This window comes from Sphingomonas sp. UYP23, from assembly GCF_054059235.1.
The window spans coordinates 76,275-89,894 of sequence record NZ_JBSSBX010000001.1 but is presented as its reverse complement, the minus strand read 5'-3'; the positions used below and the strand labels follow the sequence as shown (position 1 = coordinate 89,894).

Genomic DNA, 13,620 nt, shown 5'->3' with positions numbered 1-13,620 from the left:
CCCAACTCAAGCAACGTCTTGGAACCGGCCAAGTTCCCCGCGTCGCGACGGCGCGGCGCGGGGATCGCTCGGCTGGCCGTGGCGCGCTCAGATCTCGCTCAGCAAATGCTCGGCCGACGACACTTCGAATGCGCCTGGCGCTTCGACGTTGAGCTGCTCGACGACGCCGTCATTGACCAGCATCGAATAGCGCTGGCTGCGCTCGCCCATGCCGAATTTCGACCCGTCGAAGGTGAGACCGACCGCCTTGGCGAAATCGGCATTGCCGTCGGCGAGCATCACGATGTCGCCGGCGTCGCTCGCCTTGCCCCATGCGCCCATCACGAACGCATCGTTGACCGAGGTGAACGCGATCTCGTCGACGCCCTTGGCCTTGAGCTCGGCAGCCTTGTCGACGAAGCCGGGGAGATGGCGCGCCGAGCAGGTCGGGGTGAAGGCGCCGGGAACGGCGACCAGCGCGATCTTGCGGCCCTTGAAGAACTCGTCCGAGCTGATTTGATCGGGGCCATCGGCCGTGGCCTTGGTGAGGGTTACGCTCGGGATACGGTCGCCGACGCTGATCGTCATGGGAATCTCTCCTGTTGGGCCGCCCGGCAAGAAGGGTGCGCGCGGCGTGCCGTACGTCGTATAGGCGCCGGCGGATTTCAAGCGTGGCGAGCCGCGCGGAGGCGGCCTATGTTCGCTACATGGACCACGCAACCTTCCTCACCGGACAGTTCCTGTTGGCGATGCCGGGAATCGGCGATACCCGCTTCGATCATGCGGTCATCGCGATGTGCGCGCACGATGCCGAGGGCGCGCTCGGCATCGGCATCGGCACGACGATCGAGGGGCTGGGGCTGCACGCGGTGATCGAGCAGCTCGAGATCGATCCGGGCGTCGCGCCCGATGCGCCGGTTCATCTCGGCGGGCCGGTCGAGCCGCGGCGCGGCTTCGTGCTCCACACGCTCGACTGGGCCGGACAGGATACGATCGATGTGGTCGGCGGCGCGGGTGCATTGTGGGGCCTTTCGGGGACGATCGACGTGCTGAAAGCGATCGCCGAGGGACGTGGCCCGTCGCGCTGGCTCGTCGCGCTCGGCTATGCTGGCTGGGGCGAGGGCCAGCTCGACGGCGAGATGACGCGCCACGGCTGGTTCAACGTCGAGGCGACTCCGGACCTGCTGTACGACGTCGCGACCGATGCGCGGTGGGAGGCGGGCTTCGCCGCCGCCGGGATCGATCCACGCCTGCTGGTGAGCGAAGCCGGGCGGGCCTGAGACGGTTTTCGCGATTTCCGGGCAAGACATAAAGATATCTTTATATTTGATCCTGGGGCGTTTTGCGGGTAGGGGCGGCGGCATCAAACAACCGGAGAATCCCCCGTGGCCACCGTTCTCGACCGCCCTGCGACGGACTATGTCGTCGCCGACATCACGCTTGCCGATTTCGGTCGCAAGGAAATCAACATCGCCGAGACCGAGATGCCCGGCCTGATGGCGCTGCGCGAGGAATTCGCCGCCTCGCAGCCTTTGAAGGGCGCGCGCATCACCGGCTCGCTCCACATGACGATCCAGACCGCGGTGCTGATCGAGACGCTGACCGCGCTCGGCGCCGACGTCCGCTGGGCGACGTGCAACATCTTCTCGACGCAGGACCATGCCGCCGCCGCGATCGCCGCGACGGGCGTTCCCGTGTTCGCGATCAAGGGCGAGAGCCTGGCCGATTATTGGGACTATGTCGGCGACATCTTCAACTGGGGCGCGGTCGAAGGCGGCGCTGACGGCGCGACGACCGCCAACATCATCCTCGACGATGGCGGCGACGCGACGATGTTCGCGCTGTGGGGCGCCAAGCTTGAAGCCGGCCACACGCTGGGCGAGCCCGAGAATGACGAGGAAGTCGAGTTCCAGCGCGCGCTCAAGGCGTTCGTCGCGAAGTATCCGGGTTACCTGACCGAGACCGTCAAGAACCTGAAGGGCGTCTCGGAAGAGACCACGACGGGCGTCCACCGCCTGTACGAGATCGCCAAGAAGGGCGAGCTGCCGTTCCCGGCGATCAACGTCAACGACTCGGTGACGAAGTCGAAGTTCGACAACCTCTATGGCTGCAAGGAATCGCTGGTCGACGCGATCCGTCGCGCCACCGACGTGATGCTCGCCGGCAAGGTCGCCTGCGTCGCCGGCTTCGGTGACGTCGGCAAGGGGTCGGCGCAGTCGCTCCGCAACGGCGGCGCGCGCGTGATGGTCACCGAAGTCGATCCGATCTGCGCGCTGCAGGCGGCGATGGAGGGCTTCGAAGTCGTCACGATGGAAGAGGCCGTGACCCGCGCCGACATCTTCTGCACCGCGACCGGCAATGCCGACGTCATCACCGCCGATCACATGAAGGCGATGAAGCCGATGTCGATCGTCTGCAACATCGGCCACTTCGATTCGGAGATCCAGATCGCCGCTTTGTCGAACTATGAGTGGGACGAAGTGAAGCCGGGCACCGACCTGGTGAAGTTCCCCGATGGCAAGCAGATCATCATCCTCGCCAAGGGCCGTCTGGTGAACCTCGGCTGCGCGACGGGCCATCCCTCGTTCGTGATGTCGGCATCGTTCACCAACCAGACGCTCGCGCAGATCGAGCTGTGGACCAAGGGCGAGAACTACAAGAACGAAGTGTACGTCCTGCCGAAGCATCTCGACGAGAAGGTCGCCGCGCTGCATCTCGAGAAGCTCGGCGTGAAGCTTTCGCAGCTGACCTCGAAGCAGGCGGGTTATATCGGCGTGCCGGTCGAGGGCCCGTTCAAGCCGGATCACTACCGCTACTAAAGCGATCGATCCGTACCGTTTTAACGGTACGCTACCGTAACAAAGGCCGTATCGGACTTAGGTCCGATGCGGCTTTTTTGTGGCACGTGGATCACAGGGCGCGCGCCAATTAGTTTCATTTGTGAACGATTTGTTGCCAAAACGCGGCAAGCTCGCGATCCTAACTCAAGATCTTAGAATAGATCATTGAGAGGGGCTCTTAATGCATATCACTGCCGCGCGTCGTACAGCTTTCATCGTATCGTCGTCGTTGCTGGCGCTGTGCGCCGTCGGCGTGTCGCCCGCTTTCGCGCAATCGGAAAAACCGGTCGCGGGGCAGGCGCCGGATCCTGCGGCGATCACGCCGTCGAACACCGTCGATGCCGAGGGCCGCTCCGATGGCGGCGAGATCGTCGTCACCGGATCGCGCATTCCGCGCCGCAACCTGACATCGCTCGAGCCGACCGTTACGGTCACGCGCGACTATGTCGAAAATCGCGGCATCACCAACGTCGCCAATGCGCTCAACGAGCAGCCCGGCTTCCGCGGCAGCACGACGCCGGATGGCGCGCAGGGCAGCTATGGGCAGGGCGTCAATTTCGTCAACGGGTTCGGGATCGGGTCAAATCGCACACTGACGCTCGTCAACGGGCGGCGGTTCGTCAGTTCGAATACGCCGAGCCTGTTCGGCAGCTCGGCTGCGGGCACGCAGGTCGATCTCAACGTCATTCCGACAATCTTGATCGACCATATCGATACCGTGTCGGTCGGTGGCGCGCCGGTTTACGGCTCGGACGCGATTGCCGGCACGGTCAACGTCATCCTCAAGAACCGCTACAAGGGTCTGCTGGTCCAGGCCAATTCGGGCATCACGGGGGAAAGCGACAATTTCCGCTATAACGCCGCAATCCTGGGCGGGGCCGATTTCAGCGGCGGGCGCGGCAACATCACGATGTCCTACTCGCGTGATGACGTGCGGGGGGTCGCCTATAACGATCGCGCCTTCCTCCGCGACAATCTCGGCAACGCCACAAACCCGACGTCGGCCGCGGCCGCCGCGTTGCGCGGCCCCGGTTTCGCAGCCGCAAATGACGGCCGGATCGACCCGTCGATCGGCTATAACAACAGCACGACCGACGGCTTCCCGGGCACCGTCGTCGTTCGCGACATCAGCATTTTCCAGCTCAACCGCGGTGGCCTGATCGATTATGCCGAGAATGCGGCGGGCACGCAGTTGCTCAGCACGACCCAGGGCGGTCTCAAATTTGGCCCCGATGGCAACCTCAGTTCGTATAACACCGGCATCCGCTTCCCCTCGATCTACGCAAGCGGCGGGGACGGGTTCCGCTTCAACGACTATTCGCAGATCACCGGCAACGTGACCCGCGACACGTTCAACGGCTTCCTGAATTACGATTTCTCGCCCGCGCTCAAATTCTTCGCCGAGGGCGAATATTATCACGCGCGGACCAATCAGCTGGTGACACAGCCGACCTTCAATTCGAGCCTGTTCGGCGGGACGAGCGGCGCGTTGCTGTACGATATCTCCAATCCCTTCCTGACCCCGCAAGCGCGTGCGACGCTGACGGCCGCGGGCGTGACGACGTTCGAAGTCTCACGCGCCTCGGCCGATCTGGCGGATACGGCAGGGTATAACACGACCAACCTGTATCGTGGCGTGGCGGGCCTGCGCGGCGCGTTCAACGTCGGGTCGCGGTCTTTCACCTATGAGGTGAGCGGCAATTACGGTCGTTCCGAGATCACTGACGTCCACCAGGACATCAACGCTCAGCGCTTCATCAACGCGGTCAACTACACGACCAACGGTTCGGGGCAGGTCGTCTGCACGACCAATCCGACCAATGCGTATGGCTTCAGCGATCAATCGGGCATCGCGCCGGTCGCCGATGCAGCGTGCGTTCCGCTCAACCTGCGCGGCGAAGGGCGCGCCAGCCAGGCGGCGAAGGACTATGTCATCGCGACCAACCGGTCGCGCACCAACCTGACGCAATGGGTGATCAACGCCAATGTCGGCGGCAGCCCCTTCTCCTTGTTCGGCAACGATGTCGGCTTCAACGTCGGCTACGAACATCGTGACGAGCGTGGCGACTTCATCCCGAGTCAGTTCGAGCAGCAGGGGCTGGGCCGCGGTTCGGCGGTTTCGCCGGTTTCGGGCGGATATCATACCAACGAGGTCTTCGGCGAAATCAACGTCCCGCTGGTGACCCCCGAGAACGGGTTGTCGTTCCTCAACCGGGCAGAAGTGTTTGCTCGCGGTCGTTATGTCGACAATTCGACCAATGGCGGGTTCTTCTCCTGGACCGCGGGCGGGACGATCTCGCCGGTTCGCGACATCCAGTTCCGCGGGAACTTCACCAAGTCGTTCCGCGCGCCTGCGATTACCGATCGGCTTTGTTGCATAATTACGCGAGAGCATGACCGACGTTTTACTTGAAGATGTTATTGGATGCGGACGGTCACCGGCGTTCCTATTTCGGAGAACCGATTGAGAATTGCAGCACGGACTTTGAGCTCGGTAATCTGACGATCGAAGGTGCGGGCGACAACGCGCTGGCCCAGGAGTTTGAAGCAGTGCATTTTGGTCTCGACCAGACTGCGGCGATGATAGCCGCTCCACTTTTTCCAGATTGCGCGACCAAGCCGCTTTGTCGCGCGTAGCGCTCCATTGCGTGCATCGACGCCGGGACCGCCTTCTGCCCATGGTTGCCCGTTGCGGCGGACCGGGATGACCGCATCGGCACCGCGCCCGGCAATAGCGGCATGGCAGTCCCTGGTATCATAAGCGCCATCTCCGCCGACGCTGAGTATCCGCTCGTCTCCGGGAATTTGCGCCAGGAGAACGGGCAGCGTCGGTGCGTCACCAATGGCATTCGTCGTGACCTCAATGGCCCGGATATCCAGCGTCCCAGCATCAATCCCGAGATGCACCTTGCGCCACTGGCGACGGTAGGACGGTCCGTGTTTGCGCGTCTTCCACTCGCCTTCTCCCGTCATTTTGATCCCGGTGCTGTCGACCAGCAGGTGCAGTCCGCCCGAGCTGATCCGCCCGCCGAGGTTGACCTTCAACGTCTTCTGCCGTCGGCACAGCGTCGTATAATCCGGCACCGACCAATCCAGCCCCGCCATTTTGATCAGGCTCGAAACCAACCCCGTCACTTGCCGCAAAGGCAGGTTGAACAGCGTCTTCAGCGTCAGGCACAGCTCTATCGCGCTGTCTGAAAACCGCATCGGGCGACCAGGGCGACCACACGGCTTCGAAAGCCAGTGCATCTCCGGATCAAACCATATTTCCAGCGACCCACGCCGCTTCAGCGCCGCATTATACTCAGGCCAGTTCGTCGTACGATACACAGGTGCGGCAGGTTTGGGCATTACGCCTATCTATACCGCTCGATTCCCTGCGTGAATCCCCGCCATCAGTTTTGCAACAAAGCCTTACCGAACTGTTCCTTCCCATCTCGCCGGCCTTCAGTGCGGTTCCCGATCTCTGCACCGCAGCGGCGCAGTTGCAGGGTGCGGCGCCCGCGACCCGGACGGCCAACTGCAAGGCGTTTCTCGCCGTCTACCCGAACGCGACGCCGCTCCAGGCCGAAGGCGCTACGGTGCCGTCGCTGTCTGGCGGCAACCCCAACCTGCGCAACGAGGTCGCAAACAGCTTCACCGTCGGAGCCGTCTTCCAGCCGCATTGGATCCGCGGCCTGTCGATCAGCGCGGACTACGTCCGGATCAACATCAAGGATCCGATCGTCCAGCTCTCGGTCGATGAGATCGCTTCGGCCTGCTTCGACAATGCGTCCTTCAACGCGGCTGACCCGGCCAACGGCAATGCCTATTGCTCGTTCATCAAGCGCTATCCGGCGGGTACGAAGGACGCGCGCGGCAACGACATTGGTGGCCAGGTGTTGAACGATCCCGCCAATCCCGGCGTCTCTGCCGGGTATGTCAACGGCGCACGCAACCTGTTCCAGGGGATCCAGGGCACCATCGGCTATTCGACTGCACTGACCGGGCTGCATCTGCCGGGCCGGTTCGAAATCGACGGGAACATGCTCTACACCGCCAAGCGCGTGGTCGATAACACCGGCGTTGCGCCCGTGCGCACCGACGGGACTTTGACTGGCGGAAACCTCTCCGATCCGACCTTCGCGGGGCAGTTGAACGTCGGATATCGTGGCGACAGGTTCGGGACGAATTGGTCGTTCAATTATACCGGCGAGATTTTGTTCACGCGCGCTGCACGTGGCCCGGACCTGCGCGAGTTCGACAAGCTCGATTCGTCGATCACGATCAATCCATCGTTCTACTTCCTTGTCGATAAGGCCTATCGCTTCACCTTCTCGGTGACGAACCTGCTCGATCGACGTGGCCAGAAGTTTGGCGATTACGTGATTCCGGCAAGCTATAGCGACCTGCTCGGGCGTCGTTTCGTTGCGAGCGTGCAACTGCGCTTCTAGGCAATGCGACCGTGTCCGCGCCTCGAGCGCGGACGAAGAAAAAGCCGCATCCGCGTCGCGCGGATGCGGCTTTTGTCTGTCCGGGATCCGGCCCCGGCCGCGCTGACGCGGCCGGGATTACGGTCACTTCGGTGTGACGATGCTCGGCCCGAGATGCGCGATCACTTCATGCGCGTCGAATGCGCGGATGTTGTTGGCGGGCTTTGGACCCTTGCCGATCACGATCTCGGCATTGGCCTCGTATTTGTCGATCGTGGTGACATCGATTCCGCGGTCGAAGAAGGGGTCGCCGAAATACGGGTCCCAATTGCGCCAGCCGAAGCCGCGGCCGCGATAGCGCCAGCTCGGACCCCAATAGCCGCCGCCTAAGCCGCCACCGTAGCCGAACCCACCATAGCCGCCACCGAAGCCGCCGCCAAAACCGCCGATACCCGGCGAAGTATAGGTGTGCGTCTTCTTGTCCACGTCGCGATCGGCGAAGACGAAGTAATCGCCGCCATTTTGCACCGTCAACTCGGCGGCGCGATACAGCAGGTATTTCTCGACCGTATCGCGCGCGGTGTAGCTGTTGCCCGAGAAGCTGACCATGAAGCGGTTCGCCTCGATCTGGCGATCGCTATAGCCCGAGCGTTCGAACCCGCGGCCGACCGCTGGCCGATAGGTCGATTCGGTGGCGCAGGCGGACGTCAGCAAGGTGACGGCGCCAAGCGCAACCGCCAGGGATTTCTTGAAGGTTGGGGAAGCTATCGGCATTTCGATCTCCAGAGGCGGTCCAGTGCGGCGAACCGTGCCATGCGGGCCATGAAGCGCAGAACGATCGAGGTGGCGCAAGGCTCCGGCCAATCTTCTGGTCGCATGTGCGATAGGGCATCGCACATGAACGCAATCTGACGCGGCGATGAAGACCGTCGAATCCTTTCGTCGATGGGTCGAACCGTTTTGTCGCAGGGTGAGAAGGTCCGTGGCGGTTCTATCCATCCGGCACCGTCATGTAGGCAAGGACGAGAGCAGGGCGGGGGCGCCGTGCGGTCGGCTCGGGGGATATGCCATGCGGATTGTGCTTGGGGTTGCGTTGGGACTGGCCGCGGCGTCGATATCGGTTGCAGCGACCGCGGCGCCGGCCGATCCGGTCGATCCCTCGTCACCCGCGGTCGTTGGTCGGCTGTTGCCGGTCGAGACGAGACTTGCGCCCGATTTTCGCGTGCGGACCGATCTGCTCACTACCTCGGCCAGCATCAACCCGATCGGCGATCCGGCTGGTCCGATGCAGCATCGCTTCGCCAGTTCGATGATCGATTATTATCCGCTCGGCGGCAGCGGCCTGCGGTTGTCCGCCGGGATGCGCTTCTTCCAGGTCGCCAATTTTCTCAAGGATGCCGAAAAGGCCACGGCGGGGCTGCTCTACAATCCACGGCTGCCCGGCAGCGGCAATGCGGTGCGGACCGGCTTCAACCGGCACACGCCAGCCGCGACGGTTGGCTATACCAGCAGCTACAAGAACGCGCTGGTCGGTTTCGAGGTCGGCAGCCTGATCGGCAATGCCAATGCCAATCTGCCGCGCGCGATGGACCGGCTGAGCAATCGCGCACGCGGGGGGATGAACCCGATCGCCAATGTGGTGGTCGGCCTGCGTTTCTGACGGCCGCCATCGGCCAAGCTGTGGACCTGACGATGAAGACGATCCTGAGCCTCGCTCTTTCCGCCTGTGGCGCGATCCTTGCACTCCCGACAGCTGTCCACGCGGGCGGTGTGATGGGCACCGATGCGGCGCTCTGCACATCGGGCAGGGGGCCGGCGATCCAGGTCAATGTGCAGCACCTCAAGGATCGCCGCGGTCAGCTCAAGCTCGAGCTCTATCCGGCGACCGAGGCCGATTTCATGCGCTCCGACACCGATCTGCTCGCCGAGGGCAAGGTGTTCCGCCGCGTGACGGTCGATGCGCCGGTGGCGGGGCAGGTCGCGATGTGCATCCGCGTGCCGCATCCGGGGCGCTATGCGCTGCTGTTCCTCCATTCCCGACGTGCACAGGACAAGTTCGATTTCTGGCAGGACGGCGTCGGCTTGCGCAGTAACACGCGGATCGGCCGCGCGCGGCCGCCGCTTGCCAACGCGACCGTCGAAGTCGGCAGCGGCGTGTCGGTACTCGAGATCGAGACGCAATATCTGCGCGGACTCGGCGGATTCAGCCCCTTGCGATAAAAGCGCAATACGGCTCTTGCGCGTTTGCGAAACCCGCTGCTATAGGCACGCCACTGCAGTGTTCCCCGATAGCTCAGCGGTAGAGTAGGTGACTGTTAATCACTTGGTCGTTGGTTCGAATCCAACTCGGGGAGCCAATTTGTTGGATCAGCGCTGATCAGGACGCCTCTTCCTCCTTGCTTCGGCAAGGAAAGCGAGGGACTTACTGGATCATGGCGGATCACTGCAGAACACCCAAGCGCTGGAATATGGGGGCACCGTGGGGGCACCTGGATTTCGCGCTGTGCTGACGGATCTGCGCTGTCGATCGGCGAAGAAGGCCGACAAGCCTTACAAGCTGGCGGACGACCGCGGCCTTTACCTTTACGTGCTGACCAGCGGTTCGCGATCCTGGCGCATGAAGTATCGCTTTGGCGAGAAGGAAAAGCGCCTGACGTTCGGGCTCTATCCCGAGGTGTCACTGGCGGAGGCGCGCGATCGGCGCGACGAGGCGCGTCGCCTGCTGCGCGAGGGGATCGATCCGGACGTGTACCAGAAGCAGCGGAAAGCCGAGCGCCACGGCGATTCGCTGAACACGCTCGAGATCGTCGCTCGCCGCTGGCACAAGCAGCAGGCCGCGCACTGGGGCAAGCGCTATGCGCAGCAGGTGCTGGATCGCTTCGAGAACGACGTGTTCCCGACGCTGGGCGCTTTGCCAGTGAAGTCGATCACGGTGCCCCTCATTCTGGGGGCACTGAAGGCAATCCAGGCGCGGGGAGCAGTGGAGACGGCACATCGGGTGCGACAGCACCTTTCGGACATCTTCCAGACGGCGATCGCCGATGGGGTCGCCACAGCCGATCCGGCGCTCGGCGTACGCAAGGCGCTCGAGAAGGTGAGCTACGGCAAGCGGCCGGCATTGCTCGAGGTCCCCGCCGCGCGGGTGCTCGTCAGCAAGATCGAGGCACAATCGGCCTATTCGGTAACCAAGCTGGCATCGCGCCTGCTAGCGCTGACGGCAGCCAGGCCGAGCGTCGTGCGGCTAGCGGCCCCTGCCGAATTCGAGCAGCTCGACGGACCCGAGCCGATCTGGCGCATACCGGCGGAGAAAATGAAGCTCACGGCCGCCCAGAAGCGCGACGTGAGGCTCGAGTTCGTTATCCCACTGTCGCGTCAGGCGGTCGACGTCGTGAAGGTCGCGATGGCTGCACATGGCAATTGCGAACTGCTCTTTCCCAGCATCTCAAAGGCGAAGGCGCCGCTCAGCGATTCGACGCTCAGCGCTTTGTACCGGGAAGCTGGTTATGCGGGGCGGCATGTCCCGCATGGTTGGCGCGCGACATTCTCGACGGTGATGAACGCGCTGGCAGCGATCGAAACGCGGATGGGGGACAGGGAGGTCATCGACCTGATGCTCGCGCACATCCAGGGCGGCGTAGAGCCGATCTACAATCGCTACGCGTACATGCCGCGCCGGCGCGAGCTCGCGCAGGAGTGGGCGGACCTGCTCTTGAAGAATGCGCCGCCGGCCGAGGCGCTTCTCGAGAACGACCGAGGCACGTCGCCTCGCCAGCAGCGGCGCATTCGCACGGCCTGATAGGCGGTGCACGGTGAGCGCGGGCCCGATCGGCGCGCTTGCGGCAGCCCTGACGCGCGGCGCCCGCGCGTCCCGAACATTCCAGCCAGTGCGGCGAGACAGCCGGCATGCAGGTGTGCGCGAGCAACGCCTTTGGAAGCAGCACAACATGTTCTGCCGTTCGGAAAATAATGCACGAATGACGGCTGCAGAGAAGCTCGAGCATGATACCAAAGCCCCGGGCAAGCGGAATGGTGTGCTCGGCGACATAGGCCTTAAGGTACTTCGCGTGCTGCTGCGTTTACGCGGCCGTGCAGATGGGCGTTTGGACCCATCGTATAAGTGGCTGGCCCAAAAAGCGCATATCGCCCGGAGCGCCGTTGGAGACGCTTTGGCGCGCCTGCGCGCGGCGGGCTTCCTCGACTGGGTCCGCCGCACCCAGCGGGTCGACGATCCAGAGCGGCCAAACCAATTCGTCGAGCAGATCCCCAACGCGTTCATTTTGACGCTGCCTGGGCAGGCCGAAAAGCTCATCCGGCGGATAAGACGCAAAGCGTCCGACACTATGCGGAACGAGGCTATGAAGCGCGATCGGGATGAGCGCCTTGCAGGCATGACGCTCGAGCAGACGGCCGACGAGGTGCAGGATCCGGAGATGCGTGAGCTGCTCCATCGCATCCGCACAGGTGTAGAGAGTGCAAATCCGCCGGGCGGTCAGAAATAGCCCTGCGAGTATAATTCTATAAGGAGTCGCTGCGCGACACGTTAATTTGAAGTCCCTTCCGGCAGATAGACCTCCTCGAAAACCTGCGGCATCATCTAGACGCCGCGGTAGACCGATCGGCTTTGGCCGATCGGGGGCTGCCGAGGGGCATCCAGCATTTTCTGTGCCACTTTGCCACGGGCGTTATCCGAGCTGATCGGGCAGCGCGCTGCATCGCAAATAGCGGACCCGGTATTTTGATGATGGCGGCGATCGCTTAGATGGTGTCCAATCGCGGCGGACGTCGCGCAACTGGGGAGATTATGATGGGTGCGCGCGGCAAAAAATGGCGTCGGAACGACGGCAACGTTGAAACCGTCAGATTGAGCCGCACGCCGCAGCTAGTGGACTTCCCGCTCGATCCCGTGCCGGCCGCTGCTTTAGCCGATGCGATGCTGGAATACATCGCGTCCGAATTCATCGCGGATGATCAACTTCGTGATAGTGAGGACCGTTCCATCGTAGATGCGGTCGCTGAGCAGTACGGACTTGATGTCGAGTCTTTGGAAATGAGAGCTGACCGTTTAGCGATGTTCATGCAGCGGCGCGGCGATTTTCTAACGGCGACCGATAGCACTTCGATATCAATCGATCCTGCGCTTCTAAGCCATGCGGCATCAGTGGCGATGAGATCAAGCGACGAGCTGACCTGGGCCGGCTAGCAGCTCACCCCAATCTTCAAGGAGCGCGCGTCGCGCAGCGAGGTGCTCCGCCCGATTATATGCGCGCTCAACCTTGGTCATTCCCTTGGGGACATGGCCAAGCGTACGGTCGATATCGGCGCGATCGGCCGGTCGATGCTCATTCATCACGGTCGAGAAGCTCGCGCGCCAGCCGTGCGGCACGTGTCGGCCGCCGAAGCCGGCGCGAACATACAGATCTCCGATCGCGCCGGCGCCGATTGGCGCGCCCTTGCCGCGGCCGGGGAATACCAGCGCCGCTGGATCGGCCGCGCCGCCAGCGATCGCGCGCGCCGCGCGCAGCACGCCAGCCGCGCGCGGCGACAACGGTACGAGATGATCGTTCGCGGAATCGAGCTTGCGCGCGGCGCCGAGCTTCATGCGCTCGGCTGGAATTCGCCACATCGGCGCGCGGCCGTCTAGATCCTCGACCTCGCACCACCGCATGCCCCGGAGCGCGGCCAGGCGCACTGCGGTCAGCGCGAGAAAGAAGGACGCGAGCCGGAGGAGCGGCGCGGCGTTAAGCGCGGCGACCGTGCTGACGAGCTCGCGCAGCTCGGCGACGTCGACCAGTGCCGCCTGGCGCCCACCGGCAGGCGCGGCCGCGAGCGCTTCGCGCACGTCGGCAGGATTAGCGATGGACGTCCAGCCTTTCGCTCGAGCAAATTCGAACACCGCCTCGATGCGCTGGCGCAGGCGGCGCGCGGTCTCAATCGCGCCGCGCGCCTCGACGCGCTCGAGCAGCTGCAACACGACCGGGCGCGTGATCGAGTCGAGCGCGACCGCGCCGATCGCCGGGAAGACATTGCGCTCGAGCGCATCGATGACGTCGCCGGCATGCACGGTCGACCAGCCATCTGTACGATGCGCGTGCCATGCGCGCGCCGCTTCCTCGAAACTTGTCGCGCAGACCAGGCGTGGCCGCGGATCCTCGCCGCGCGCGCGGCGCTCGAGCGCCGCGTCGCGCTGGGCCCGGGCGTCGATAAGCGAGACTGCCCCGAAAGTGAGCGTCTGCTCGCGGCCGGCCTGGTCACGGAACCGCAAGCGGAAAGACTTTGTGCCGGTGGGCGCGACGTGCAGATACAGACCTTGGCCATCCGCGATTTTATATGCGCACGGCTTTGGCCGCGCGGCTTTCACCGCTGCGTTTGTAAGCATATAATGCACCTCG

At 63.6% G+C, this 13,620-nt stretch carries 13 protein-coding genes and 1 tRNA gene; 10 read left to right on the top strand and 4 right to left on the bottom strand.

The genetic code is table 11. The features are described 5' to 3' along the window. Nucleotides 1–87 precede the first annotated feature (87 nt). Entirely contained in the window at nucleotides 88–567 is a 480-nt protein-coding gene (locus ACVWYO_RS00545; protein ID WP_457348224.1) for a redoxin family protein, read from the bottom strand. A 119-nt stretch (nucleotides 568–686) separates the two neighbouring features. Here ACVWYO_RS00545 and ACVWYO_RS00540 point away from each other — a divergent pair, with 119 nt between their 5' ends. From ACVWYO_RS00540 to ACVWYO_RS00530, 3 genes are all read left to right on the top strand, one after another. Beyond that, entirely contained in the window at nucleotides 687–1,259 is a 573-nt protein-coding gene (locus ACVWYO_RS00540; protein ID WP_457354805.1) for a YqgE/AlgH family protein, read from the top strand. Between the two features lie 105 nt (nucleotides 1,260–1,364). After that, nucleotides 1,365–2,798: an adenosylhomocysteinase gene (gene ahcY / locus ACVWYO_RS00535; RefSeq protein WP_457348223.1), complete on the top strand. Its 1,434-nt coding sequence runs from the start codon at nucleotides 1,365–1,367 to the stop codon at nucleotides 2,796–2,798. Nucleotides 2,799–3,000: 202 nt separating this feature from the next. After that, nucleotides 3,001–5,232: a TonB-dependent receptor plug domain-containing protein gene (locus ACVWYO_RS00530; RefSeq protein WP_457348221.1), complete on the top strand. Its 2,232-nt coding sequence runs from the start codon at nucleotides 3,001–3,003 to the stop codon at nucleotides 5,230–5,232. A 5-nt stretch (nucleotides 5,233–5,237) separates the two neighbouring features. Here ACVWYO_RS00530 and ACVWYO_RS00525 read toward each other — a convergent pair whose 3' ends face one another. After that, on the bottom strand, nucleotides 5,238–6,170 hold the full coding sequence (locus tag ACVWYO_RS00525) for an IS5 family transposase (RefSeq protein ID WP_457348219.1): 933 nt from the start codon (nucleotides 6,168–6,170) through the stop codon (nucleotides 5,238–5,240). Nucleotides 6,171–6,220: 50 nt separating this feature from the next. Here ACVWYO_RS00525 and ACVWYO_RS00520 point away from each other — a divergent pair, with 50 nt between their 5' ends. Continuing rightward, nucleotides 6,221–7,252 (top strand): TonB-dependent receptor domain-containing protein, encoded by a 1,032-nt coding sequence (locus ACVWYO_RS00520; RefSeq protein WP_457348217.1) that lies wholly within the window; start codon nucleotides 6,221–6,223, stop codon nucleotides 7,250–7,252. A gap of 123 nt (nucleotides 7,253–7,375) precedes the next feature. Here ACVWYO_RS00520 and ACVWYO_RS00515 read toward each other — a convergent pair whose 3' ends face one another. Then, a complete protein-coding gene (locus tag ACVWYO_RS00515; RefSeq protein WP_457348216.1) occupies nucleotides 7,376–8,005 on the bottom strand; it encodes a CC0125/CC1285 family lipoprotein in 630 nt (209 codons plus the stop codon). 295 nt (nucleotides 8,006–8,300) lie between these two features. Between ACVWYO_RS00515 and ACVWYO_RS00510 the strand changes: the two genes are divergently transcribed. The 6 genes from ACVWYO_RS00510 (at nucleotide 8,301) to ACVWYO_RS00485 (ending at nucleotide 12,431) form a co-directional block, all read left to right on the top strand. Then, nucleotides 8,301–8,891, top strand: a complete 591-nt coding sequence (locus ACVWYO_RS00510; protein WP_457348214.1) for a hypothetical protein — start codon at nucleotides 8,301–8,303, stop codon at nucleotides 8,889–8,891. A 32-nt stretch (nucleotides 8,892–8,923) separates the two neighbouring features. Further along, the gene (locus tag ACVWYO_RS00505; protein ID WP_457348213.1) at nucleotides 8,924–9,451 is read left to right on the top strand and encodes a DUF2141 domain-containing protein; all 528 of its coding nucleotides are present in this window, start codon (nucleotides 8,924–8,926) and stop codon (nucleotides 9,449–9,451) included. A gap of 62 nt (nucleotides 9,452–9,513) precedes the next feature. Then, nucleotides 9,514–9,588, top strand: a tRNA-Asn gene (locus tag ACVWYO_RS00500). 146 nt (nucleotides 9,589–9,734) lie between these two features. Then, on the top strand, nucleotides 9,735–11,027 hold the full coding sequence (locus tag ACVWYO_RS00495; RefSeq protein WP_457348212.1) for a tyrosine-type recombinase/integrase: 1,293 nt from the start codon (nucleotides 9,735–9,737) through the stop codon (nucleotides 11,025–11,027). A 13-nt stretch (nucleotides 11,028–11,040) separates the two neighbouring features. Further along, entirely contained in the window at nucleotides 11,041–11,730 is a 690-nt protein-coding gene (locus ACVWYO_RS00490) for a hypothetical protein (RefSeq protein ID WP_457348210.1), read from the top strand. A 305-nt stretch (nucleotides 11,731–12,035) separates the two neighbouring features. Continuing rightward, nucleotides 12,036–12,431: a hypothetical protein gene (locus ACVWYO_RS00485; protein ID WP_457348208.1), complete on the top strand. Its 396-nt coding sequence runs from the start codon at nucleotides 12,036–12,038 to the stop codon at nucleotides 12,429–12,431. Here ACVWYO_RS00485 and ACVWYO_RS00480 read toward each other — a convergent pair. After that, complete coding sequence (locus tag ACVWYO_RS00480) at nucleotides 12,402–13,607, bottom strand: tyrosine-type recombinase/integrase (RefSeq protein WP_457348206.1); 1,206 nt, start codon at nucleotides 13,605–13,607, stop codon at nucleotides 12,402–12,404. The two genes, ACVWYO_RS00485 and ACVWYO_RS00480, sit on opposite strands and share 30 nt — an antisense overlap. Nucleotides 13,608–13,620: the final 13 nt, after the last annotated feature.